Source organism: Marinobacter algicola DG893 (assembly GCF_000170835.1).
Lineage (GTDB): Bacteria > Pseudomonadota > Gammaproteobacteria > Pseudomonadales > Oleiphilaceae > Marinobacter > Marinobacter algicola.
The window spans coordinates 1-24654 of the sequence record NZ_ABCP01000020.1 but is presented as its reverse complement, the minus strand read 5'-3'; the positions used below and the strand labels follow the sequence as shown (position 1 = coordinate 24654).

19 protein-coding genes are annotated in these 24654 nt (G+C 58.4%); 16 read left to right on the top strand and 3 right to left on the bottom strand.

Annotation, left to right across the window (positions count from 1 at the left end):
* Position 1 precedes the first annotated feature (1 nt).
* The 9 genes from MDG893_RS12870 to MDG893_RS12830 all read left to right on the top strand — a co-directional run bounded on the left by MDG893_RS12870 (position 2) and on the right by MDG893_RS12830 (position 15330).
* Complete coding sequence (locus tag MDG893_RS12870; RefSeq protein WP_040474582.1) at positions 2-2077, top strand: methyl-accepting chemotaxis protein; 2076 nt, start codon at positions 2-4, stop codon at positions 2075-2077.
* A gap of 27 nt (positions 2078-2104) precedes the next feature.
* Positions 2105-3004, top strand: coding sequence for a CheR family methyltransferase (locus MDG893_RS12865; protein ID WP_007154224.1), 900 nt, complete (start codon positions 2105-2107; stop codon positions 3002-3004).
* Positions 3005-3015: 11 nt separating this feature from the next.
* Positions 3016-10521, top strand: a complete 7506-nt coding sequence (locus MDG893_RS12860; protein WP_007154223.1) for an Hpt domain-containing protein — start codon at positions 3016-3018, stop codon at positions 10519-10521.
* Positions 10521-11573, top strand: coding sequence for a chemotaxis protein CheB (locus tag MDG893_RS12855; RefSeq protein WP_007154222.1), 1053 nt, complete (start codon positions 10521-10523; stop codon positions 11571-11573). Before MDG893_RS12860 ends, MDG893_RS12855 begins: the two co-directional genes overlap by 1 nt.
* 11 nt (positions 11574-11584) lie before the next feature.
* Complete coding sequence (locus tag MDG893_RS12850) at positions 11585-12046, top strand: chemotaxis protein CheW (protein WP_007154221.1); 462 nt, start codon at positions 11585-11587, stop codon at positions 12044-12046.
* A gap of 86 nt (positions 12047-12132) precedes the next feature.
* Positions 12133-12624, top strand: a complete 492-nt coding sequence (locus MDG893_RS12845) for a Fur family transcriptional regulator (RefSeq protein ID WP_007154220.1) — start codon at positions 12133-12135, stop codon at positions 12622-12624.
* Positions 12617-13393 carry a zinc ABC transporter ATP-binding protein ZnuC gene (gene znuC / locus MDG893_RS12840; protein ID WP_007154219.1) on the top strand — a complete coding sequence of 259 codons (777 nt, stop codon included), beginning with the start codon at positions 12617-12619 and terminating at the stop codon, positions 13391-13393. Before MDG893_RS12845 ends, znuC begins: the two co-directional genes overlap by 8 nt.
* Positions 13380-14192 carry an iron chelate uptake ABC transporter family permease subunit gene (locus tag MDG893_RS12835; RefSeq protein WP_007154218.1) on the top strand — a complete coding sequence of 271 codons (813 nt, stop codon included), beginning with the start codon at positions 13380-13382 and terminating at the stop codon, positions 14190-14192. The genes znuC and MDG893_RS12835 overlap by 14 nt, the downstream gene beginning before the upstream one ends.
* Before the next feature lie 139 nt (positions 14193-14331).
* Positions 14332-15330 (top strand): histidine kinase, encoded by a 999-nt coding sequence (locus tag MDG893_RS12830; RefSeq protein WP_157132838.1) that lies wholly within the window; start codon positions 14332-14334, stop codon positions 15328-15330.
* On the opposite strand, the gene MDG893_RS12825 is transcribed toward MDG893_RS12830, so the two are convergent.
* Positions 15318-15575, bottom strand: a complete 258-nt coding sequence (locus tag MDG893_RS12825; protein WP_007154216.1) for a CDGSH iron-sulfur domain-containing protein — start codon at positions 15573-15575, stop codon at positions 15318-15320. The genes MDG893_RS12830 and MDG893_RS12825 overlap by 13 nt on opposite strands.
* A 69-nt stretch (positions 15576-15644) precedes the next feature.
* Entirely contained in the window at positions 15645-16739 is a 1095-nt protein-coding gene (locus MDG893_RS12820) for a patatin-like phospholipase family protein (protein ID WP_007154215.1), read from the bottom strand.
* A gap of 175 nt (positions 16740-16914) precedes the next feature.
* On the opposite strand from MDG893_RS12820, the gene MDG893_RS12815 reads away from it, so the two are divergent.
* Positions 16915-17985, top strand: coding sequence for a GGDEF domain-containing protein (locus tag MDG893_RS12815; protein ID WP_007154214.1), 1071 nt, complete (start codon positions 16915-16917; stop codon positions 17983-17985).
* A gap of 12 nt (positions 17986-17997) precedes the next feature.
* Here the strand turns inward: MDG893_RS12815 and MDG893_RS12810 are convergent, their stop codons facing one another.
* Positions 17998-18912: an alpha/beta fold hydrolase gene (locus MDG893_RS12810; RefSeq protein ID WP_007154213.1), complete on the bottom strand. Its 915-nt coding sequence runs from the start codon at positions 18910-18912 to the stop codon at positions 17998-18000.
* Positions 18913-19106: 194 nt separating this feature from the next.
* Here MDG893_RS12810 and folE point away from each other — a divergent pair, with 194 nt between their 5' ends.
* From folE to MDG893_RS12780, 6 genes are all read left to right on the top strand, one after another.
* A complete protein-coding gene (gene folE, locus MDG893_RS12805; RefSeq protein WP_007154212.1) occupies positions 19107-19673 on the top strand; it encodes a GTP cyclohydrolase I FolE in 567 nt (188 codons plus the stop codon).
* A 26-nt stretch (positions 19674-19699) separates the two neighbouring features.
* Positions 19700-20080, top strand: coding sequence for a dihydroneopterin triphosphate 2'-epimerase (gene folX, locus MDG893_RS12800; RefSeq protein WP_007154211.1), 381 nt, complete (start codon positions 19700-19702; stop codon positions 20078-20080).
* Positions 20081-20094: 14 nt separating this feature from the next.
* Complete coding sequence (locus tag MDG893_RS12795; RefSeq protein ID WP_007154210.1) at positions 20095-20508, top strand: CoA-binding protein; 414 nt, start codon at positions 20095-20097, stop codon at positions 20506-20508.
* A gap of 118 nt (positions 20509-20626) precedes the next feature.
* Positions 20627-21868, top strand: coding sequence for a cyclic di-GMP phosphodiesterase (locus MDG893_RS12790; protein ID WP_040474584.1), 1242 nt, complete (start codon positions 20627-20629; stop codon positions 21866-21868).
* Between the two features lie 53 nt (positions 21869-21921).
* Complete coding sequence (locus tag MDG893_RS12785) at positions 21922-24183, top strand: bifunctional diguanylate cyclase/phosphodiesterase (protein WP_007154208.1); 2262 nt, start codon at positions 21922-21924, stop codon at positions 24181-24183.
* Between the two features lie 58 nt (positions 24184-24241).
* Positions 24242-24562, top strand: a complete 321-nt coding sequence (locus MDG893_RS12780) for a hypothetical protein (protein WP_007154207.1) — start codon at positions 24242-24244, stop codon at positions 24560-24562.
* Positions 24563-24654: the final 92 nt, after the last annotated feature.

Genomic DNA, 24654 nt, shown 5'->3' with positions numbered 1-24654 from the left:
AATGAAAAATAGAGCCGGAAGACTCAGTATGGGACAGGGAGGCAACAAACTGGTTGCCGGCCTGATTGCCGCGCTGATCGCATTGACCGTCCTGCTCGTTGCGGTGCTGTTCATTATCAATCGGGACAGCCAGAACGATCAGGAATACATCGCTCACTCAGCCGAACTGAGGGTGCTGTCTCAGGAAATCGCGAAAAACGCGACGGAAGCCGCTGGCGGCACCGCGTCAGCGTTCGACGCACTGCGACGTTCCCGTGACGAGTTCGAACGGCTGTGGGGCTATGTAGTTGACGGTAATCCGGAAACCGGCCTGCCCCCAAGCGAGGTTGCACAGGACAGCAATGTGCAGGCGACCTGGGAATCGGTTCGTGACAACGCCGACAGCATCCTGTCCACCCAGGACGCGGTACTCGGCCTCCACGAAGTGGCACGGACCCTGAACGAAACCATCCCGCAGTTGCAGGTGGAATACGACGACATCGTTCAGATCCTGCTGGATAACGACGCACCCGCCGAACAGATCGCACTGGCACAGCGCCAGTCTCTGCTGGCGGAGCGGATTGTGCGCTCGGTTAACAACGTACTCTCCGGTGACGAAGACGCGGTTATCGCCGCCGACCGATTTGGCCGCGACGCCAGCCTGTTTGGCCGAGTTCTTGACGGCCAGGTCAATGGCAACCCGGCCATGGGCATCTCCCAGGTAAACGATGAAGATGCCATCTACGGCCTGGAAGCCGTTGGCGAACTGTTCGAATTCGTTTCCCAGAACGTAGACGCCATCCTTGAAGCCTCTCCCGACCTCTTCAAGGTGCGTACTGCGGCCAGCGACATCTTCCAGAACTCACAGGTTCTGCTGGACGAACTGTCGGTTCTGTCCGAAAAATTCACCGGCCAGGCCGGATCCCGTTTCGTCAGCCCCACGCTGGCGTTCATCATCCTGGCCGCGATGGTCGGTATTGTTGTGATGATCGGCGTGGTGCTCTACCGCGAAGCCCAGGAGCGCCTGGCAACAACCCAGGAACAGAACGAACAGAACCAGAACGCGATCCTGCGACTGCTGGACGAACTGGCTGACCTGGCGGATGGTGACTTGACGACGGAGGCCACGGTTACCGAGGACTTCACCGGTGCCATCGCCGACTCCATCAACTACGCGATCGACCAGATGCGCGGACTGGTTCAGGCGATTCGTGGCACGGCGGTACGGGTAGCGTCAGCCGCCCAGGAAACCCAGGCCACGGCCATGCATCTGGCTGACGCTTCCGAGCACCAGGCCCAGGAAATTGCCGGCGCCTCCGCCGCGGTGAACGAGATGGCGGTGTCCATCGACCAGGTATCTTCCAACGCGGCTGAATCCTCTGCGGTTGCGGAGCGGTCGGTTGCGATCGCCAAGAAAGGCGCGGAAGTGGTACAGAACACCATCCGCGGCATGGACAACATCCGTGAGCAGATCCAGGAAACCTCCAAACGGATCAAGCGTCTGGGTGAATCTTCCCAGGAAATCGGTGACATCGTATCCCTGATCAACGACATCGCCGACCAAACCAACATTCTGTCTCTGAACGCGGCAATCCAGGCCTCCATGGCCGGCGACGCAGGTCGAGGCTTCGCGGTCGTTGCGGACGAAGTTCAGCGACTGGCGGAACGTTCTTCTGCGGCAACCAAACAGATCGAGGCACTGGTTAAGACGATCCAGTCAGACACCAACGAAGCCGTTATCTCCATGGAACACACCACCGCAGAGGTGGTCCGTGGTGCCCGTCTGGCACAGGACGCGGGTATCGCGCTCGAGGAAATCGAGAACGTATCCATGTCCCTGGCGGAATTGATCCAGAACATCTCCAACGCCGCCCGTCAGCAGTCGTCCTCTGCGGCGCACATTTCCAACACCATGAACGTCATCCAGGAAATCACCTCGCAGACGTCCTCCGGTACCAACGCAACCGCGAAATCTATCGGTAACCTGGCAGAGATGGCGTCTGAACTGCGGTCCTCTGTTGCGGGCTTCACGCTGCCCGAAGAAGAGTCGGCCGATCAGGAAGAAGAGGAAGACAGCGACGTACCGGTGGTGAGCTGACAACCGCTCCGAGGCTGCTGACAGTTTATGGCTGAAACACGCAACCATCTGTCACCCGCCGAAGGCATCTGGTCACTGCGCCGACTTCCCGATATGGACGAGGCGCAGTTCAACCAGTGGCAGACGCTGCTTGAGCATCGTACCGGCATTACCCTGTCTTCCGGGCGCAAATCGTTTCTCGAGACCAACCTCGGGATTCGCATGCGGGAGATTGGCTGCAGTAGTTATCAGGCCTATTACGAGAAGATCGTATCCGGCCCGGACGCTGTCGTTGAATGGTCCACCCTGGTGGATCGGCTGACGGTGCAGGAAACCCGGTTCTTCCGGGATCCGGATGCCTTCCGGCTGGTGTCTGACTATGTGCTGACCCGGCCCCGGGAGACGCTGAAACGGCGCCCTCTGGAGGCCTGGAGTGTGGGATGTTCCACCGGCGAGGAACCCTACACGCTGGCCATGCTGCTGAATGAGAGTATGGAGGGGTTGTCGCTGCAACCATTGTTTGGCGTTACCGGCTCCGATATCAGTAAACCGGCCATCGACAAGGCCCAGTCCGGCCTGTTCAGTGCCCGCAAGCTGATGGGAATGGATGATGCCATGAAAGCCCGGTATTTCCGGCCGGCGGAACGGAACAACGTCGAGATTATAGAAAGCATCCGGGAGCGGGTGTGTTTTACCAGACTGAATGTGCTGGATCTGAACCACGCTCCGATGCATGGAATGAACATTATCTTCTGCCAGAACCTGCTGATTTATTTCCGGCGCTGGCGCCGGCGGGAAATCGTGAAAAGGCTTGCAGAGCGGCTGGCGCCCGGGGGGTTGCTGGTCCTGGGCCAGGGAGAGTTGACCGACTGGCAACCCCCTGGCTTACAGAGGGTACCCTCGGAACATGTGCTGGCGTGGATCAAACGCCAGACTGACGAAGAATAACCGGAGTGGTTATGGGCAATCACCATGACAGCATCGCCCTGGACTGGGTTCGGGGCGAAATACAGGACACGTTGACCCAGGGTCAGCACGCACTGGAAGCGTATGTCGAGAATCGTGACGACACCGCACGCCTGCGCTTCTGCCTGAACTATCTCCACCAGGTTCACGGTACCCTGCAGATGGTCGAGCTATATGGCGCGGCGCTGCTGACCGAGGAAATGGAGAAACTGACCCAGGCGGTCCTGAATGAAACCGTCGCCAGTGTGGACGATGCCGTCGATGTGCTGATGCAGGCCATTCTGCAACTGCCCCAGTATCTGGAGCACCTGGCCAGTAGCAAAGACGATTTCCCGATGGTGCTGCTGCCGCTGCTGAACGATCTCCGTGCTGCACGGGGCGAGTCTCTGCTGTCCGATACATCGCTGTTCAAGCCAGACCTGTCGCCCTCACGGGCAACGGCTGCCGCCAACGTGTCCCAGCGTCTTCAGGATCCGAAGGTACTTGGACATATCCGCAAATTGCGTCAGATGTATCAGTTCGCCCTCGCTGGCGTGATTCGCGAGGCCGACCTGGACGCCCATTTCGACTACATGCAGAAGGTGATTCAGCGCCTGATCAGGTTGTGCCAGAAAACGCCTCGGGGCGAACTCTGGAAAGCAGCCGGAGCATTCGTGGAAACGCTCCAGCAGCATGCAAACCCGGTCAATACCGCCGTGAAGTCCCTGCTGCGCGAGCTGGACGCCGAAATCCGCCGTCTTACTGACGAACACATTGATATCCTGCAACAGGCGGTTCCAGAAGCGCTGTTGAAGCATCTGCTTTACTACGTTGCTCGCGCCCGCGACCTCGACACACCCCACGTGAAGGAGCTACGAGCCAGTTACCGGCTCGATCAGGCACTGCCTTCCGACGATGATGTGGACGCTGCCAAGAGCCGGGTTTCCGGCCCTGGCCGTGACGCTATCCATTCAGTGGTCAGCGCCCTCAACGAAGAACTGGCCAAACTCAAAGATCAGCTCGATCTGTTTGTGCGCTCCGAGCTACGCCAGAACGATGAACTGGAAGAACTGCTTCCGGGCCTGCGTCAGGTCGCCAATACCCTGGCGGTACTGGGCCTGGGCATACCCCGCAAGGTCATTACCGAACAGATCGAACTGGTGGAAAAACTGGCCAACCAGTCCGACTCCGTGGATGACGGCACCCTGATGGATATTGCCGGCGCTCTGCTTTACGTCGAAGCCAGCCTGGCTGGCCTGGACAGTGACCGACCGTCGGAATCGGATGTCACCGGCGACGACACCCAAACCATCAACCTTGGCTCCCGCGAACTGGGTGAAGCCAGCAGCGCTCTGCTGAGGGAGTCCCGCAACACGTTGGAGCAGGTGAAAACGGCCATCGTCAACTTCATCGCTTCCCAATGGGAAACCGGTGAAATCGAACACGTCCCCGGCCTCCTCCACAGCATTCGTGGTGGCCTGAGCCTGATTCCCCTTGATCGCGTGGCCGACATGCTCGCCTCCGCCGAGCGTTACATCTCCGAGGTTCTGCTGGGGGGCAAGCAGGTTCCCGACTGGAAGCAGCTCGACACGCTGGCCGATGCCATTACCAGTATTGAGTACTATCTGGAGCGTCTTGCCGAAGGTATCAGCGATAATGAGAGCGTGCTCGGGGTTGCCGAGGCGAGCCTTGATTCCCTGGGCTTTCCGGTCGGAGAAGAGCCTACCTGGAAACATCCAACAGCTGACGACGTGCCAGTTGTTGACTCGGAAATACCCGTTGAGTCAGTGGAAGCCGAATCCAAGAGCTCCGATAGAGAACTGCTGGATGACGAAATCCTCGGCATTTTTATCGAGGAAGCCGAAGAAGTTCTGGAAACCATCAACGAATTCTATCCTCGCCTGCGCCGGAACCATGATGACCGCGACGCGCTGACGGAAGTCCGGCGCGCGTTCCATACCCTCAAGGGCAGCGGTCGGCTCGTGGGAGCCACCAGTATCGGTGAGCTGGCCTGGTCGGTGGAAAACCTGCTCAACCGGGTGATCGATCAGACGCTTCGGCCCACCGATGACATGTTCAGTTTGATCGATGACGTCAACAGCCGAATTCCTGCGCTGATCAATGACTTCCGTGACGGCCAGGCCGATGGCGAAGTTAGCAAGCTGATTGAACGCGCTGAAGCTCTGTCGACCACGCGAAAAACGGACATCGACACTGCCTCGGAAGACGCCAGTTCGGCGGATGAAGAGCCACCCGTTATCGACAGTGGCAACGACAGCGAAGCCGTCAGTACCGGGCAACACTCCGCAGCCGAGGCAGAGTTTGAGGATGACCTGATCGACGATGAAATCCTCGAGATTTTCATTGAAGAAGCCGGCGAGGTGCTGGACACCATCCGCGAATACCTTCCCATGTTGCTGCGCCAGCACGACGACCGTACGGCGCTCTCAGAAGTCCGGCGTGCTTTCCATACCCTGAAGGGAAGCGGTCGAATGGTGGGTGCGCTGGTTGTCGGCGAACTGGCCTGGTCTGTCGAGAACATGCTGAACCGCGTGATTGACGGCAGCATTTTCATGAACGATGACATTGCGGCGCTGCTGGAAGATGTTACTGCAGCCCTGCCGGAGTTGGTTGACGATTTCGAGAAACGCCAGCCCCCTTCCCGCGATACATCGAGCATGGAAGCCCGCGCCAATGCCCTGGCAAACGGTGAAATTCCCGATGCCAGCACCATGCCTCCGTCTGAGCCACAGTCAGGAGCGGTGAGCGGAGAAGCCGAGCCAGAATTGACAGCCGCGGAAGATGAAGACGATGCCGTCGTCGATCCAGTGCTGCTGGATATTTTTGAGAGCGAGACCGAAACCCATCTGCAAACCCTGCAGGACTTCCTCGACGCCGCAGGCGACAAAGCGAGCGTTGCCTATACCGATGACCTGTCACGCGCGCTGCACACTCTTAAAGGCAGCGCGCACACTGCCGGTATCGCACCCATTGCCGCAGTCATCACGCCCCTGGAACGTTTCGTCAAGGAAGCCCGGGCACAAAACAAACGGGCCGATCGCGACGCTATAAGCCTGATTCACGATACCTGTCATTTCCTGACTCAGGGCCTTGGCCAGATCCGGGAGAACCCCCAGGCGGACCTACCCGGAACCGAAACCTTCCTGGCAAAACTGGAGCAGGTCAGCGATGCCACCCTTCGTGGCGACGGCTCCCGAACCGATGAACCGCAAGAAAGCGCTCGCCCGCAACTGGTCCAGCTGTTCCTGAATGAAGGTCTGGATATCCTGCTGGATGCAGACCGAATTCTCGATGAGTGGGCGGAGAACCCCGAAGCAACCTCTGCCCTGGAAACCCTTCGCAAGGAACTGCACCTGCTCACCGAAGGCGCCCAGGACGCCGGGTTAGCCGATGTTGCTGAACTGTCAGGTGCTCTGAGACAGGTTTACGAGCGTGCCTCAGGCCCCGATTTCGTTCCGGATTCGCCTTTCTACGACAGTGTACGCGCAGGCCACGAACACTTGATCAACATGATGGATCAGGTCGCGGCCGGACTCGCCACAGAGGCCAACGCCGATCTGATTGCCGACCTGGAAACCCTGGCTCCCGCAACGCCAGAAGACAATGAGCCGGATGCGTTTGAGCAGGAGTTTACCGAGGATCTGGAAGAGATCGATCGTAGCCTGGAAGCCGAGGTGGAGGATGCTCCGGAATCCAGTGGCGAGCAGCCACCGTTGGCGGAAACCGATGAAGACATGGATCAGGAACTGGCGGAGATCTTCCTTGAGGAAGCCCGCGACCTGATCGACAGCACCGCCGATGCCTTACAGAGCTGGAGCGACAACACCGAAAATCTCGATCTTTTACGCCTTCTGCAACGGGACCTGCATACCCTCAAAGGCGGCGCTCGCCTGGCGGATATCCAACCGGTGGGTGATCTTTCCCATGAGCTGGAGAACCTGTTTGAAGGACTGACCGAACAGCGGCTTGCCGTTACCGGTGAGCTTTCCGACCTGTTGTTCCGCAGCCATGATCGACTGGCAGGCATGGTCGATGCCCTTGAGCAACAGGAGCCACCGCGCCCGGCGCCGGACCTGATCAGTGAAATCCACGCCTACATGGACAGCGCCACGGGCTCCAGACCAGTGACCGATGTCAGACAGCAGGACGCTGAGCCGGAAGACGACGAGATTCCGCTGGCCGAATTGGAAGAGGATGATACCGAGGAGCCAGAAACAACGGCGGAGCAACCGGAAGAGGAACACGCCACCGATCTGTCTCACCTGGATCCGGAACTGATCGGCATCTTCCTGGAAGAAGCCTACGATCTGATCAACTCCACAGGCAGCGCCTTACATACCTGGAGTGAGGACCCCAACAATCGCGACGTGGCGGCGGAGCTGCAACGCGACGTGCACACGCTCAAAGGCGGCGCCCGGATGGCGGGCGTCGACGCTATTGGCGACCTGACCCATGTTCTTGAAGATTTGTTCGAGAAAGTCGCCGAAGGCCAGCTGAACGCCAGCAACGACATGAACGATCTGTTGTTTGCCTGCCACGACCGGTTGGCACAAATGGTTGAACAGGTTGCCACCCAGAAACCCTGCCCGCCGGCAACAGAACTGGTGGCCAAGGTCGAAGCCATACTCTCTGGCAAGCCAATACCATCCGCTGAATCTGAAGAACCTGCCGAAGAACCGGAGCCCGTCGACGAGGTACCCATAGCCGACGAACAACCGGCATCCGTCACGGACGCTATTGCAAAGGCCTCCGACGATGACCTGGTCGGTATCTTCCTGGACGAGGGCCTGGAGATTCACGAAGCCATCGGCGAATGCCTCGCCCAATGGCGCGACGAGCCCGAAGAACTGGCTGGTGTTACCCAGTTACAGCAGGAGTTGCACACGCTTAAAGGTGGCGCTCGCCTGTCCGATGTTGATCCGATTGCCGATCTCGCCGAGGCCTGGTCCGATGCCCTGGACCCTCTGATCGCCGGTTCCAGCAATCAGTCGATCCTGTTGGAGCTCAGTGACAAAGCGCATGGCACATTGAGAGCCATGCTCACCAGTCTGGAAGAGGGCAACAAGCCCACTGCAGACGAGGTATTGGTTGAGGCGCTGAACGACGCCCACAAAGTATCCGGTGACGAACTGTCCGGGTCCGCCGCTCAGGCAGAACCGTCTGCAGACGGTGAAACCGTCGATGCCGAAGTCCTGGAGATTTTCCTGGAAGAAGCCGGCGAGATCCTCGACCAGTTGGAGCAGTTACTGGATGACTGGCGTAAGGACCCGGCAAACCACCACTTTAACCAGGAAGCCCAGCGTGCCCTTCACACCCTGAAAGGTGGCGCTCGACTGTCGCAGCTTGTCGAGCTGGGCGACCAGGCCCACGCCCTGGAAACACGGCTGATCGATCTGGGCGGTAATACCCCGGGCGACGAGGCTTGGCAGGCCATTACCAATGACCACGACGCGATTGTGGCGCTGGTGGGTGATATCCGAAAGCGGTTTGAAGACACAGGCGCTGTTCCAGAGCCCACCAAACCAGATTTAGAAACAGAGGATTTGCCGAAGCCCCAGGAGCCGGCTGCGAAAGCGCCTGCCAAACCGGAAAAACCAGTCGCTCCCGCACCCAAACCCAACAAGGTTCCGTCCAAGGCACCGGCGACTGCCGCCCAGCGTGCGCCTCAGGAAACCATACGGGTCTCCGCACCGCTGCTGGACGAATTGGTTAACCTGGCCGGTGAAACCAGTATTACCCGTGGTCGACTGGAACAGCAGACCAGCGATTTCAGCCACAACCTGGACGAAATGGCCGCTACCATCGAGCGTCTGCGCGAGCAGCTGCGCCGGATGGAAATCGAGACCGAGACCCAGATCCTGTTCCGGGCGGAGAAAGAGCACGGCCCGGATTACGGCGACGACTTCGATCCACTGGAGATGGACCGCTATTCCGCCATCCAGCAGCTGTCGCGGGCCCTGACGGAGTCATCGTCTGACCTTGCGGACCTGAGGGAAACCCTGTCCGACCGGGTTCGCGATACCGAGACCCTGCTGGTGCAGCAATCGCGGATCAACACGGAACTTCAGGAAGGTCTGATGAAGACCCGCATGATTCCGTTTGCCTCCATGGTGCCCAGACTGCGTCGGATTGTCCGCCAGATCAGCGGCGAGCTCAGCAAGAAAGTCGAGTTTGATGTCCGTAACCCGGAAGGGGAAATGGACCGCAACATCCTCGAGCGCATGATTGCGCCGCTGGAGCACATGCTGCGCAACGCGCTGGACCACGGCATCGAAAAGCCGTCTGACCGCAAGAAGGCCGGCAAACCGGAAACCGGCGAAGTCACGCTGTCGCTGACCCGCGAAGGGGGCGATGTGGTGTTGCGGATGATTGACGATGGTGCGGGTATTCCTGCCCAGGTCATTCGCGACAAAGCCATCAGCCAAGGCATGATGGCCAAGGACGAGGACCTGAGCGAGCGGGAAATCCTGCAGTTCATCCTGCAACCCGGTTTCTCCACCGCCCAGGCTGTTACCCAGATTTCCGGCCGTGGCGTGGGCATGGATGTGGTGGCCAGCGAGATCAAGCAGCTCGGCGGCAGCCTGGACATCGACTCCACCGTTGGCAAGGGCACGGTCTTTACGGTTCGACTGCCGTTTACGGTATCGGTCAACCGGGCATTGATGGTGTCTACTGGCGAGGACTTCTACGCCATTCCGTTGAACACCATTGAAGGCATCGTTCGGGTCAGCACCTACGAGCTTGAGGAGTACTACAAGCCCGACGCACCGATGTACGAATACGCTGGCCAGCAGTACCGCCTGCAGTATCTGGGCAGCCTGCTGAACAGTGATCACCATCCCAAGCTTCAGGGTCAGGCACTGCCGTTGCCGGTCATCCTGGTGCGGGGCGCCGAACAGCCCATGGCCCTGCAGGTGGACAGCCTGATGGGCAGCCGCGAAATCGTGGTCAAGTCTCTTGGGCCGCAGTTCAGCACAGTCCGGGGTGTGTCGGGCGCCACCATTCTGGGTGACGGTAACGTGGTGGTGATCCTCGATCTGCCGGCCATGATCCGTTCCGATATTCTCTCCGAGCGCCAGCGCCTGGCGAACCTCGAGAAGGCGAAAGAGGCCTCGCGCCGCGAGGAGCAGTCCACCGTGGTGATGGTAGTGGATGACTCGGTGACCGTGCGCAAGGTCACGTCCCGCCTGTTGGAGCGTAATGGCATGGAAGTGATCACGGCCAAAGACGGTCTCGATGCGGTCGCACAGCTGCAGGACCACAAGCCGGATATTATCCTGCTGGATATCGAAATGCCCCGCATGGACGGCTTCGAGGTGGCGAGCTTTGTACGCCATGATGACAATCTGCGAGACACACCGATCTGTATGATCACCTCCCGTACCGGTGAAAAGCACCGCGAGAGGGCGCTGGCCATTGGTGTCAACGAATACCTCGGCAAGCCTTTCCAGGAGACCGAGCTGCTTGACACCATCATGCGGTTGACCAGGGATCAGTGATGGCCGGCCAGCCAGGACGGCCAGCGGTCGGTATCGTTTCGGATATCATCCTGCAACGCCACCGCCTGCAGGAAGCCTCGTCCAGGTTCGGCCTGGACGTTTGCTTTTCCGGAGACCCGGATCGCCTGCAGGGCTACCCTGAATTCCCGGAAGCCAGCCTGTGGTTGATCACCCTGGAAGATGAAGCTGATCACCCAGTGTTGTTTGACCACCTGTTGGAGAATACCGAAGCCCCCGTACTGTTTGGTCTTGACCCGGCCCCAAAACCGGGCACCACTGACTACTTCCGCTGGGAACGCCGTTTGCTGGACAAGCTGGAGCAGTCCCTGGGGCATCTGGAAAAACTGGATTCCGCAGCCGCTATTGAAGAGCTGGCCGCCGAACAACCGCCGTCGGAGACCTCTCCCAAACTGCCTCACTGGATCCAACCAGCCTCAGTGGACCTGCCGGCGGAAGAGGTCTGGATTCTGGGGGCGTCACTGGGCGGCCCTGCAGCGGTCAAAACTTTCCTGGACAACCTGCCCCCCGGCTTGCCAGTGGGGTTTGTCTATGCCCAACACATTGATGATAACTTCACCGAAGTGCTAACACGGGTGCTTGGCCGCCACGCCCACTACAAGCTGAGACGGGCGGAAACCGGGTATCGTGTTCACAATGGCGATGTGGTGCTGATGCCGGTCGAACGCGAGTGGACTCTCGATGACAGTGGTGCACTCAAGGAACGGGAAACGCCCTGGCCCGGCCCCTATGGCCCTTCCATTGACCAGGTGCTGCTGAACATCGGAGACCATTACGGTGCCCGGTGCCATGCCATCATCTTTTCCGGTATGGGCAACGATGGTGCCATTGCCGCGCCACTGCTGAAAGCCTATGGTAGCCGCATATGGGTCCAGGAGAGTAGCAGCTGCGGCAACAGTTCCATGCCGGATTCCGTGGCGGCAACCGGATGTTCCGTATACTGTGGTACACCGGAACAGCTCGCCCGCGAACTCGTCAAAACGATTGAAGAATCCTGCCTGCTCAAGGGCCGGCAAAAAAGGGATTCCGCCTGAGGAAATGAGTGATGAACGATAACAGCCAAACCCTGCCCTGCGTCATGATACCGATGAGCGAGAAACAATTGCTGCTGCCCAACGTGTCGATTGCGGAAGTGGTGGATTTCGCCAGCTCCGACCCCGCTGCGCATTCGCCGGAGTGGCTGGTGGGCGAGCTTGATTGGCGAGGCCTGAATCTGCCGGTGATCTCCTACGATGCCGCGAATGGCGGCAAGCTGACCGTGCCCGGTGGCAATCGCGGTCGAATCGTCATCCTGAACACCATCGGTGATCACCATAACTCGGTCCCCTTTATGGCGCTGGTCACCCAGGGCATCCCCAGCCAGACACGTCTGACCGAAGATCAATTGAAGAAGATTGACGGCGATACGGGCCCCGCCGACCTGATGGCGGTTGAAGTCGAAGGCGAAACCGCCTTTATTCCCGACCTCGGCTACCTGGAATCGTTGGCACTGGAAGCCTCCCGCTAGCGCCTGCCGGCAATCAGCACACCTATCATACGTGGCACTGTTTTTTGCTAATGTTATAATGTTGCAAATTCTACAGGACAGTGCCCATGTCACCCAGCGCTCTTCCCTATCGACCGCACAATCATGACGCCTGTGTCGCCCAGGCGCTGACAGAGGCCCGAACCATCTGCCAGCAGCACAATGCCCGTCTGACGCCCACCCGTGAGCGAGTATTGGAACTGATCTGGCAATCCCACAAGCCACTTGGCGCCTATGACGTGCTTGCCGTGCTGGCCGCGGATGGTCACAACGCCGCCCCCCCGACGGTGTACCGCGCATTGGATTTTCTGCAGCAGCACGGACTTGTTCACCGGATTGCGTCACTGAACGCCTTCGTCGGCTGCACTCACACAGATAAAAAACACCATGGGTTGTTCCTGATCTGCCGTTGTTGCGGCAACGTGCTGGAACTGACAGCGCCCGGCGTGTCCGATGCCGTCCAGAACGCGGCGGCGGACGAAGCTTTCCAGCCGGACAATATGACCATCGAGGTATCCGGTACTTGCCCCGGCTGCACATCGGACACCACCCATGACTGATGCATTGGTAGAACTGCACCGATTAACCGTCAATTTCGATGACCGCCCCGTGGTGGACCACGTGGACCTGCGGGTCCAACGCGGCGATATCATCACCATTATCGGCCCTAATGGTGCCGGAAAGACCACACTGATCAAGGCGATACTGGGCCTCCAGCCGATCTCGGGCGGTGCCCTGAAAATCGCCCCCGGGCTGACCATCGGTTACGTGCCCCAGCACCTGACACTGGAGACGACACTGCCACTCAGCGTAAGGCGGTTCATGCTGCTCAGTGGCCGGTCACACCAGGAGTGCATGGAGGCGCTGACCAAGACCGGCGTCGAGCACCTGCTCCACGCTTCGGTTCATCGATTGTCCGGTGGTGAAAAGCAACGACTGCTGCTCGCCAGAGCACTGGCTCGCAGGCCAGACCTGCTGGTTCTGGACGAACCGGCCCAGGGCGTGGACATCAATGGCCAGGCCGCGCTCTATGAGCTGATCCGTAGCCTACGGGACGAACTGAACTGCGGCGTGATCATGATCTCCCATGATCTGCACCTGGTCATGGCGGCCACCGACAAGGTTATCTGCCTCAACCAGCACGTCTGCTGCAGCGGATATCCAGCCGATATCTCTCACGATCCAGCCTTTATCGAAACCTTCGGTCGTCCGGTGGCGGAAAGCCTCGCCGTATACCATCACCACCATAATCACAGCCACGACCTGCATGGCGATGTGGTGTCCGCCGACCACGACGACCACACGGAGTGTTCCCATGCCCATCATTGATGCCGTACTCGGCGACTTTTTCTGGCGGGCGCTGATTGGTGGTCTCGGTGTAGCCCTGATCGCCGGCCCGCTGGGCTGCTTCGTGGTGTGGCGGCGGATGGCCTATTTCGGTGACACACTAGCGCACTCGGCGCTGCTGGGCATTGCCCTGAGTTTTTTGATCAGTGTTCCGCTGAATGTGGGGGTTATCGTAACCTGCGTCGTCCTGGCGATTGCCCTGGTGCTGTTCTCCCGCAGCAAGACCCTGGCCACCGATACCCTGCTGGGTATCCTTGCCCATAGCGCCCTCGCCATCGGCCTGGTCACACTCAGCTTCATGCCCGACATTCGAGTGGACCTGACCGGCCTGCTGTTCGGGGACCTGCTAGCCATGAGCCGAAACGACCTGCTGTGGATATACGGCGGTGCACTCTTGATTCTGGCGCTGTTGACGGTGCTCTGGCGTGGCCTTCTGATGAGCACCATTCACGAGGAACTGGCGCGGGTTGAGGGGGTACCGGTTGAACGCCTGCGGCTGGTGCTGATGCTGATGTTTTCCATCGTGATTGCGGTGGCAATGAAGATTGTGGGGGTACTGCTGATTACCGCATTGCTGATTATTCCGGCCGCCACCGCCAGAAGATTGGCCGGCAACCCCGAACATATGGTGGGACTGGCCATCCTGTTCGGTTTTATCGCTGTCAGTGGTGGCCTTACGATGTCCTGGCACCTGGACACACCGGCTGGCCCCTCGGTGGTGGTGACAGGTTTTGCCGTCTTCCTGCTGGTCTACGGTTCGGCACGGCAGGTCCAGACCTGACAGCGGTGGATTCCGGAGCAAAGTTTCCCAGGTCACGAGCAGTGGTCTAAAGTAAAGGAGCAGGAAGTTCCCAACACGTTCGCCACCGGTTATGGATCAACCTATGGAAAGCCGCCGATTGACAGGGACAGGACACGTTATGGCGCTGCCACACCTATGGGCGCCTATGCTGGTATTGTTCGTCGGCTTCGTTGTTACCGGCCTGACCGCACAGGCACTTGAAGCGCAGTCGCGTTCACTTGCCGAACAGGTATACCGCAAGCAGCATAACGCGCTAGTCGCCCGCTTACGTGGGTATGACGAGCTTCCGCCGCTCTATACAGACGGCGCCGCACCAGCGAGAACCATTAATAACGTAGCGCCCGCTGAGCTATGGCTCGCCACGGTGTTCAAGGATGCGATACCCGGCATGCTCGATTTGCGCGTGGACACCCTGGAGCGACATACCAAAATCCCACTGTTCCAGGCCACTCACACGGAGAGCCCGGACCGTTCCCACTCCCTGCGTTCTGAAGTCGCAATCGGAGAGCATCGCTGGCTGATAACCACATTGCCGGATTCCGGATTCCTGGCGCAACCCGCCCACCGCTCCTTCCGTTTTATCTGGCTTGCAGGGCTGGTGATCACAGGGCTGGCAACGGTGGTGGCGGTTTTCCTGTGCCTGCGCATCCGCCGGTGGCAAAGCCACTATCGCAACGCCGAAAAAGTCTCGCACGGGTACGAACAGCAACTGAACAACATGCAGGTTGAAAAATCGATCCTGAGGCAGGCACTGAACGACAGCGAACAACGCAGCCGGGACCTGGTCGCCCTTTCCGGCGCCACTATCTGTGAGCTGGATGAGAAGGCAATGACCGGATACATTTCACCCCAGGTGGTGGACCTTCTGAAAAAGGCACCGGCGGACCTGGCCGGTATCCCATTCGAGCAATTGGTCGACCCCGCCTACCTGGAAAACTTCCTCAGGACCCTGCAAGCGTCCCGCCAGGAGCGGCAAATACAGCGTATCGACCTGAAACTGTTGGATGCCGACGATCGCCAAGTACCCGTTACGCTAAGAGTGCTTGCATTGCAGGATACGCTACACGGTTTCAGTGGTTACCGGCTAAGCCTACAGCCTGGTATTCAGGCGCCCTGATCCAGAGTTTTGTGGGTGCCATCGCACAATGGTGGGTTGCCGGTGTGCTTGCAGCCGCAGAACCACACCCATTCCTTCTTTTCGGCCGTGTATTTAACCGGCGTAAATCCTGTTCCCTTGTGGGAACCGTCGCAGAATGGCTGGCTGTTACTGCGGCCACAGGCGCACCAGAAGTAGTTCTTGCCGCCCTCGACCAGCACTGAACACGGCGTGGTTCTGGGTATTTCCGGCTTGTCATCAGTCATGGGTTAGCCCCTGCTTTATTCTTTTGTCTTCAGGGGCAGTATAGTCAAAGCGGAGCTTGTTGCCTGCGCTCAACGCTTCCCATTCAGAGGCCGCATGACATCCTTCAGACGGCCGGACACCACCAGTTCCATGAACTCATCGCCTAACCGGTCACTTTCGGCAATCGCCTTGCGCCAGGCGCGCTCGCGGCCAGCGTCGTCTCCGATGTAGCGCTCGAAGTCCTTGCGGTCCGGCAGTTTCCTGTCTGGCAGGGATTCCAGGTATTCCGGGGAGGGTGACACCAACAGCACATCCTGCAGTCGGGTGGCATCGCCCCGACGCCAGGGCAGGGTTTTATCGAACCAGCCTGGAACCACCTTGTCGGTAAAGTGGGGATAGAGGATCACCCCGGGCTGTTCGTACGGCAGGTCAAGATGGTAATCCAGCAGGCCGCCGTCCCGATATAACCCATCAGGGGCACCGGGAATATTGCGGACGCCGGACATCACCATGGGTATGGACGCAGACGCGAGCAGCGCTGACATCAGGTTATCGCGGCTCAAGGGCACCTCGTGGCTGGGAAAATCCACCAGCTTGGCCAGGGGCGCTTTCACTCGCGCATCGTGGATGATGCCCCGCTCCATGAACCGGCCCAGATGTCGACGGCTGACCATGTTGGCACTGATGGCATTCATCAGGCCCAGGCTGAGGCGCCCCCTGGTATCGTGCTCCAGCATGCCGCGGCTGCGAACCACAACCACGTTCAGGCGGTACCAGGGATGATTGAGAATATGGTCTTCGTGGCCTGCCAGCAGTTCTTCCAGAAACAACACACTCTTGCGACTGACTTCCGCCATGCTGACGCCTTTGGCGAAGCGCTGGGATGTGTAGAGATCCGCCAGCCGGGCCAGTTGCGCCTTGGGGTCATCCGTCGAGGCCACCGCGGCAAACCGCCAGCTACCGATGGAGGAGCCTATCAGCGAGCGTTCCTGTGGAACGCCAGGCAGGAAATCCCCGAAAATGGCCTTGTCCAGCCCGGATATGCCCAGTGCCTTGGGCCCCCCGGCAGCTCCCGGGATGACATGCACGTCGCCCGCTGTAAACGGTTGCTCCCGCAAGCGCTCAAAAGCGCGGCGACCGGCGCGGACAGTCAATGCGGGATAACGGGTATGTACTGCGCTCATAACGGCTCCTTGTTCCGAGCCCGCCAGTTTAGCGAACTGGGCTCCCAGCAACCAGAGCGCGATTAGCACGCATTGAAAGGTGTAAAACCAACTACCTTCCCATGAAGGCCGTGCTAGACTTTGAAAAAGCCCGGATCAAGGAGTGCGGGCCCACCACAAACAGCGGGAGTGTGCTGTGAATCCTCTTGCCACTACAGACAACCTGGCCACCAACCCCACCCTTGCAGTGATCGGTTTCAAGCGTCAGATCGTTTATCACCTGCATTTCTGGGCTTTTATTGCCGTCGCTCCGTTGGTCATGGTGCAATGGCAAAAGGGTAATGGGCTGTTGGCGTCACTTCTGGTGCTGTTCTGCCTGAATGCGGTGGCCGTTATTGCGTTCCTTCGGTTCCGCGGTATCTATTTTCTCCAGGGACGCCTGTTCCCAACATTGGCGGTGGTCTGCGCGGTGTACTCCACCCTGATCAATGGCCACGCCGGGCTCTACTGGGCATACCCGGCTGCTGCCGCGCTGTTCTTTTTGCTTCCGTTGAAGGAGGCCACCGCCAGCAATATCGTGTTTGTAGTCAGCATGTCCGTCGTGTCGTTTATTACGTTTCCGGAAGCGGATTTCTGGCGCATTACCTTTTCCCTCGGCCTGACCTGCCTGTTCGTGATGATCTTCGCCTGGCTGGTGGGCCGCCTGCAGGTCGAACTGACTCGCCTGGCCACCACCGACCCCCTGACCGGTTGCCTCAATCGCTCGCAATTGGCGGACATCCTCAACGGACAGATTCAGATGCGTGAGCGATACGAACGAGTGTCCAGCCTCATATTGCTGGACCTGGATTACTTCAAGATGATCAATGATCGTTGGGGGCATCTGGCCGGCGACAAGGTGTTGCAGGAGCTGACACAGCGGATTGGCAGGCGGCTGAGAGAGAGCGACCGCCTGTTTCGTATAGGCGGAGAGGAATTCATGTTGGTATTACCGGAAACCCGCCAGAAGGACGCTGACAAAGTCGCGCGAGAACTGCTGACCAGCATCAGTGCCCGCCCGTTCGTAGAAGGGATACAGATCACGGCCAGCGCGAGTGTGGCGGAAGTGGGCAAGGGTGAAACCTGGTCGGTCTGGCTGAACCGGGCGGATCAGGCACTTTACGAAGCCAAGGCGAGAGGCCGTAACCAAGTGATCAGTGCTGCCAGGAGGCTGCACGAACAGCCACCCGAAGATACTGAAAACAGGGCTTTGGCCGACGACCTGTAACACCTTCAGGCCTCACTCGGACTGCTTGCAGAAGTCACGCCACGCCCGATACACCTCACCAGCGGTTTCAAAATGTGGGTAGTGGCCGACGTTGCGAAGGCTCACCACATCCGCGTTCGGCACCAGTTCCCGATAACGTCTGGCCATGGCGGAACCGGACACCGGGTCGACAACACCCGAGATCAGCCTCATTGGCTGTTCTGCCTTCTGTAAGGCCCCTACCCAGCGGTTACGATGGCAACGGCGCTCTTCCATAAAGTGGATCAGGTTATGCAGAATTCCGCGGCCGTTGTTGTAGGTCAACAGATACCAGAAGTCATCCATATCTTTTCGTGACGGCGGGTTCTCCGGTCCGAACAGACGCCGGAAGTTGCGCTCGAAGGTGCGACGGGTGAGGCCGCGACTGATCAGGCCACCGAGGGGGCTTCCCAGGAGCTTCTGGATTAACAGCGGGCTGTGAACTTCCGGGAACAGGGCTCCGTTAAGAAAGCCGACCCGGGTAATGGAGAAAGGCAGTAGCCCTTCCTGATCCCTGGCCAACAGTTCCTGGGCGACACTGCCGCCATAATCATGGGCGAACAAACTGACTTTCTTCAATCCCAAACCGGCGATCCAGCCTTCGAACATGTCGGCCTGGTCTTCGATGCTGTAATCGTATAGCGACGGCTTATCGGAAAAGCCAAAGCCCAGCATGTCGAGAGTGAACAAGGTGTGATGTTGCAGCAGCATTGGCCACAGCCGGCTCCAGTCCCAACTGGCCGTCGGAAAACCATGCAGCAATACCACGGGATCGCCCTGGCCCGCCATTCTGCTGAAGACAGCGTGGCCGCCGTAAGAAAACCACTTACCCTCCTGTTGCCACCATTCCAGTGTCGCATTCCCTGCGCCGGGGGCGGCACCCCGAACTCCCGGTATTACCTGTTCCATTGCGGTTTCCTGAAACCAGCCTGAAACTGAAACTCTAAATCAATCCAATGGTCCCTGCCAGATCTGGTCCGACAATTTGCGAACCAGAGCGTTCCGGGGTGGTCTTTTCGCCCTGTATGGTCGTAAATCTGGAGGGTGCGGGCAAATTCCCTTAAGCTTTCGCCCTGAACTGACTCATTTAACCGGAAGCGACTATGACCAACAAGCTCGACGACCTGGCCAGCCATTTTCAGCAGATCATTGCAGGCCTGGGCGAAAACCCTGATCGCGAGGGACTTCAGGACACCCCCATACGGGCAGCCAAGGCCATGCAGTTCCTGACCCAGGGTTACAGGCAAAGCCTGGATACATTGGTCAACAACGCGGTTTTTGAGTCCGCCATGGACGAAATGGTGGTGGTTCAGGACATAGAGCTATACAGCATGTGCGAGCATCACATGTTGCCGTTCATCGGAAAATGTCACATTGCCTACCTGCCCAGTGGCAAGGTGCTCGGCCTGTCCAAGTTTGCCCGTATCGTCGACATGTACGCTCGCCGGTTGCAGATCCAGGAAAACCTGACTCGCGAGATCGCCGAGGCTATCGAGACGGTCACTGGCGCCAAGGGCGTGGCCGTGGTTATTGAAGCACAACATATGTGCATGATGATGCGTGGCGTTGAAAAACAGAATTCCCGCATGAAAACCTCAATGATGCTGGGCCAGTTCCGCAAGTCACAAGCCACGCGGACTGAGTTCCTGACGCTGATTCGGGATCGCTGAACACCCACTGTTGACCAGGAGATCAGATGACTGCAGTGACCGGAAATCACAAGGCAACCGTACGCATCAAGGATTTGCTGCTGCGCGCGTATATCGGCATCAAGGAAGAAGAGATCAACAATCAGCAGGATGTGCTGATCAACGTCTGTCTGACCTACGATGCCGCGGCCGCCATTTACGAAAATGATATTCGCGCGGCATTGAACTACCGCACCATTACCAAGCAGATCATCGGCCACGTGGACGGCAACCGTTTTGCCCTGCTGGAACGGCTGACCCACGAGGTGCTCAGTATTGTCATGGAGCACGAAGCGGTTCATTGGGCGGCGGTGGAAATCGACAAACCCCATGCGCTACGCTATGCCGAATCGGTGTCCGTTCGTCTTGAGGCGCACCGGGATTCCTGAAGAGTTGACATCGCATGCCCCGAAACAGCCCTGAACAACTGCGCAAAGTTCTGGAAACCGTCCACACGATTGCGCTTGTGGGCGCCAGTGACAAGCCCCATCGTCCGAGCCATGAAGTAATGGCCTACCTACAGGGGCGTGGCTACCGGGTGATCCCGGTAAACCTGCGGCTGGCGGGCAAGACACTATTAGGCGAAACCGTATACCCCAATCTTGCATCCGTTCCCGAGACGATCGACATGGCGGACCTGTTCCTCGCACCGAACCACACCGACCCGGTTATCGATGCCGCCATAGAACAGGGCATACCGGTTATCTGGATGCAGATCGGTGTCATCAACGAAACCGGGGCCCGCAGAGCGGAAAATGCCGGCATAACCGTGGTCATGGACCGATGCCCCAAGCAGGAAATCCCTCGCCTGTTCTGAAGACAACACTTCTGCCATAATCGAGTCAGACAATCAGAAGACTGGCAGAGCCATGTGGTTCCGACGTAAAACCAGCAAACCTCCTTCACGAAAACCAATCGCCCGCTCGCAGGCAGGATTGTATGACCCTGATGCTCAAACCAGAGTCGACCGCGTCCGTCTGCCGGTCGATTTGCTGACCTACGGAATGCGCATCGTCAAGCTGGACCGCCCGTGGACCGAAGTGCCTGTGCTGTTCCAGGGATTCACTTTAGACAACGACCATCAGGCTCGCATACTCCGTCAGTACTGCGAATGGGCACTGGTTGAAGGCGACGAGCACGTATTGGCGGAGGCCCTCGCAAGAGTCACCAGCCACAAGCAGCGCACGGCAAACCCGCTTCCGGAAACCCGCTCCCTGGCGGAAGAAATTCCCCGCGCCAATCGTGTCTGGGGAAAAACCCAGGCGTTCGTGGAACAGATTACCCTTGCCATTGAGCAGGGCAACGACCTGAACCTGCAGGACGCCCGCCCGGTTATCCGGGAGTGCGTTGAAAGCGTCAAAGCCAACGCCAGTGCGATGTTCTGGATGAGCCGTATCAAGTCCAGAGACGCCTATACCGCCGAACACTGCCTGCGGGTAGCCATTTTCACCGTAGCCTTCGCGCGTTTTCTGGGCCTTCCCGAAGAGGACCTGGAAACTGCCGGTATGTGCGGACTGCTTCACGATCTGGGCAAGCTTAAGGTTCCTGACGAAATTCTTAATAAACCTGGCGCTCTGAGCCCGGCTGAATATGCGATCATGCAACAACACACGACGTTCGGCTATGAGCTGCTGAAGTCTGACCCGAATCTGGACCCGATTATCGGGGACGTGACCCGTCACCACCATGAGCGCCTGGATGGCCGCGGCTACCCGCAGCAACTGGAGGAATGGCAGATTAGCCGCTTTGCACGTCTGGTCTCCATTGTTGACGCATTCGATGCCATGACCAGCGACCGATGCTACCGCGACGGGATTCCGGCGTCTGACGCCATCCGGGTGTTGTATCGAAATCGCGGCAGGCAGTTCGATGCAGACATGGTAGAAGCCTTTATTCGCATGGTGGGCATTTATCCACCCGGAACACTAGTGGAGCTCAATAGCGGAGAAGTGGCCTTGATTGTGGCCGTACATCCCGGCAAAAAACTCAAACCCAGGATTGAGATACTGATGGATGCCAACAAAAAACCGGTCACGCCTCGGATCGTTGACTTGGCAAACCCGACAGCCGATGAACAACTGGCGATAAACCATCCTTTGCCGGATGGCGCTTTCGGGATTTCGTTGGAGAACAGGGTTCAGCAATTGGTAACAGGTCATCGCGTTTATCCCTCATAATGAGGTGAGTTCGGCCGATACGCTGTTCAGTCAATTCATAATCGGAGTACGTTGTGGACAAACCTGCATCAGCGCTAACCCTGTTCGTGAGGGGACTGCTGAATCCGGCATTTCCAGTACTGATTTTCCTGGTATTCCTGGGAATCGCCCTGGTATTGCAGTACGGCATCGAAAAGCAGGAGCACACCCAAATCCAGTCCAATCTCGGCAGCGAGGCCAGTTCCATGGCAAAGCGGCTGGAGCGGGAATTCCTTGTTCACGCCAACTCCATCAGCCGTATGGCGAAACGATTTGAAGCCTTACCGAACATGCCAAAAGAGATCTGGGAGCAAGACGCCCGCCGATATCTGTCGGATTTTGGTGTCTACCAGGCGATTGAATGGATTGACCGCGACTATATCATCCGCTGGATGATGCCGGTCGAAGGTAACGAAGACGCCATTGGTTTCAATGTGGCCTTCTCTCCGGAACGACGGGCATCACTGCTTGAGGCAAAGACCACCGGGAACCTCGATATCTCCGGCATTGTGAACCTGAAACAGGGCGGCAAGGGTATGGTCATCTACGCGCCCATATTCACCGGCGATGCCAACAACGGCTTTATCGCCGGCGTTTTCCGGATGGAAACCCTGGCCAGCCACATGCTTTCCAACCGAGCCCTGACCTCCTTCCACATCGAAATCAGAGAAAAAGGTGACCCCGCCTACGAGCTCAACGGTTCAATGGATACCGACTCCCGTTTCTCTCGCACCCTCGATGTTGACCTGCCAACACTCGACTGGACACTGGCGGTAACCCCATCCATCTCGTGGGTTGAGGAACAACGCAGCCGCTGGCCATTTGTGACCTTCGTCGTCATGCTGTTCATGGGCTTGCTGACCAGCCTTACCACACTTCTGGTGCAACTGACTCTCAAGCGCAACCGGGCACTGCTGAAAACCCGCCAGGAGCTGGATGCGGAAATCAGCCAACGTCAGGCTGTGCAAAAGGATCTCGCTCGCCTGGAAACCACCGACGCGCTGACCGGCCTGGCCAACCGCCGCTTCTTCATGGAAGATCTGGCGCACACCCTGAGCATCGCCGACCGTCAGATGCGCCAGGCAGCACTGGTGATGATCGACCTGGACCGTTTCCAGATGCTTAACGATTCCCTCGGCCATCAATTCGGCGACGAACTGCTCATCAAAGTCGCTGAACGCCTGAATGCCCTCAGTGACGAAAAAGTGATGGTGGCCTATTCCGGCGGCGACGAGTTCATGGTGTGCCAACAGCATGTTGAGAATATCGACGATGTGATCAATCTGCTGGGCCAGATCAAGCAGTGCTTTGAAGAGCCATTTGCTGTGCAGGGTGAGGAACATAGCATCACTGCCACCATGGGGGTGGCTGTCTATCCTCAAAGCGGCCTCGATGCCGATACCCTTCTGCGCAATGCCGATGTGGCGCTCTACCGGGCCAAGGAGCAGGGCCGCAACACCTACCAGTTCTACACCGAAGGCATGCAGGACCGGGAGGTCATGCGCCTGGAATTGGACAAGGATCTTAACCACGCGCTGGCCAACGACGAGTTCGTGCTCTATTTCCAGCCCCAACTGGATCTCAACGACTCTTCCATTAACAGCGTGGAAGCGCTGATCCGCTGGCAGCATCCTCGCCGTGGCCTGTTACCGCCGGTGGACTTCATTCCCCTGGCGGAGGAAAGCGGCCGTATTACCGACATCGGTCGTTGGGTGGTTATGGCCGCCTGTCGGCAACTGGCGAAGTGGCAGAAAGGCCCGTACTCCCATCTGCGTATCGCGGTGAATCTCTCTGGGCGTGAGCTGGATGACGAAAGCATTGTCGATCATATCCAGGAAGCGCTGGAGAGCAATGGCGTTCCCGCGAGCCGGCTGGAGGTGGAGCTGACCGAAGAGATCTTCATCCAGAATATCGAGCACAATCTGAACCAGTTGACCAAGCTCCACAAGCTGGGTGTGCACCTGGCCATTGATGACTTTGGTGTGGGTTACTCTTCGCTGGGCTACCTGCGGGATTTCCCGGTGGATCTGCTGAAGATCGATCGTTCCTTCATTACCGACGTTACCGAGCGCCACGACGACGCGGTGATTACCCGCGCGGTGATTAACCTGGCCCATAACCTGGGCATTCAGGTGGTGGCAGAAGGCGTGGAAACCCATGAGCAGCTGACCTTCCTCAAGAATCACCGCTGCGATTTGATTCAGGGTTACCTGATCAGCCGCCCGATTCCGGCAGGCGAACTGGAGCGGGCACTGAGTGCTGGTTTGCTGGAAATCGACACGCCGGTTGGTAGCTGATTGAAATGAGTGCCGCAATTCACCACTATTGCCGTATTCGTTTTCAAGGTGCGGTTTAATGAGTTCAAGATATCTGACGTCGGAACAGGATGTTCGTCTGCGACGGTGGGAAGCCTGGAATAAGCGTTACTTCATTTTCGCGTTCTTCTCGCTGGTCATTGTTCTGGTCTTCAGTAGCCAGCTAGGGCTGTCCAGTGGCGACAGCTGGGGGCCGCTCGGGCTTCTGATTGCTGCGTTAGTTACCCCTATTATCATTCTGCAACTGCGTCTTGCATGTCCCGCCTGCGGGCAAAAGATTGGCTGGCAGGCCAAGCTGATGGCCCCGGACCAATGCAAGGCCTGTGGCACCTTCCTTCGAGCTAAAAGCGCCTCTTCCTGAAAAAACCTTTGACCTGTGAGTTGCTCACAGGTTTTAGTCTACTCTTAATCCAAAACAGGATGGCATCCGTGGCCGGGTGCCCATCGTGACTG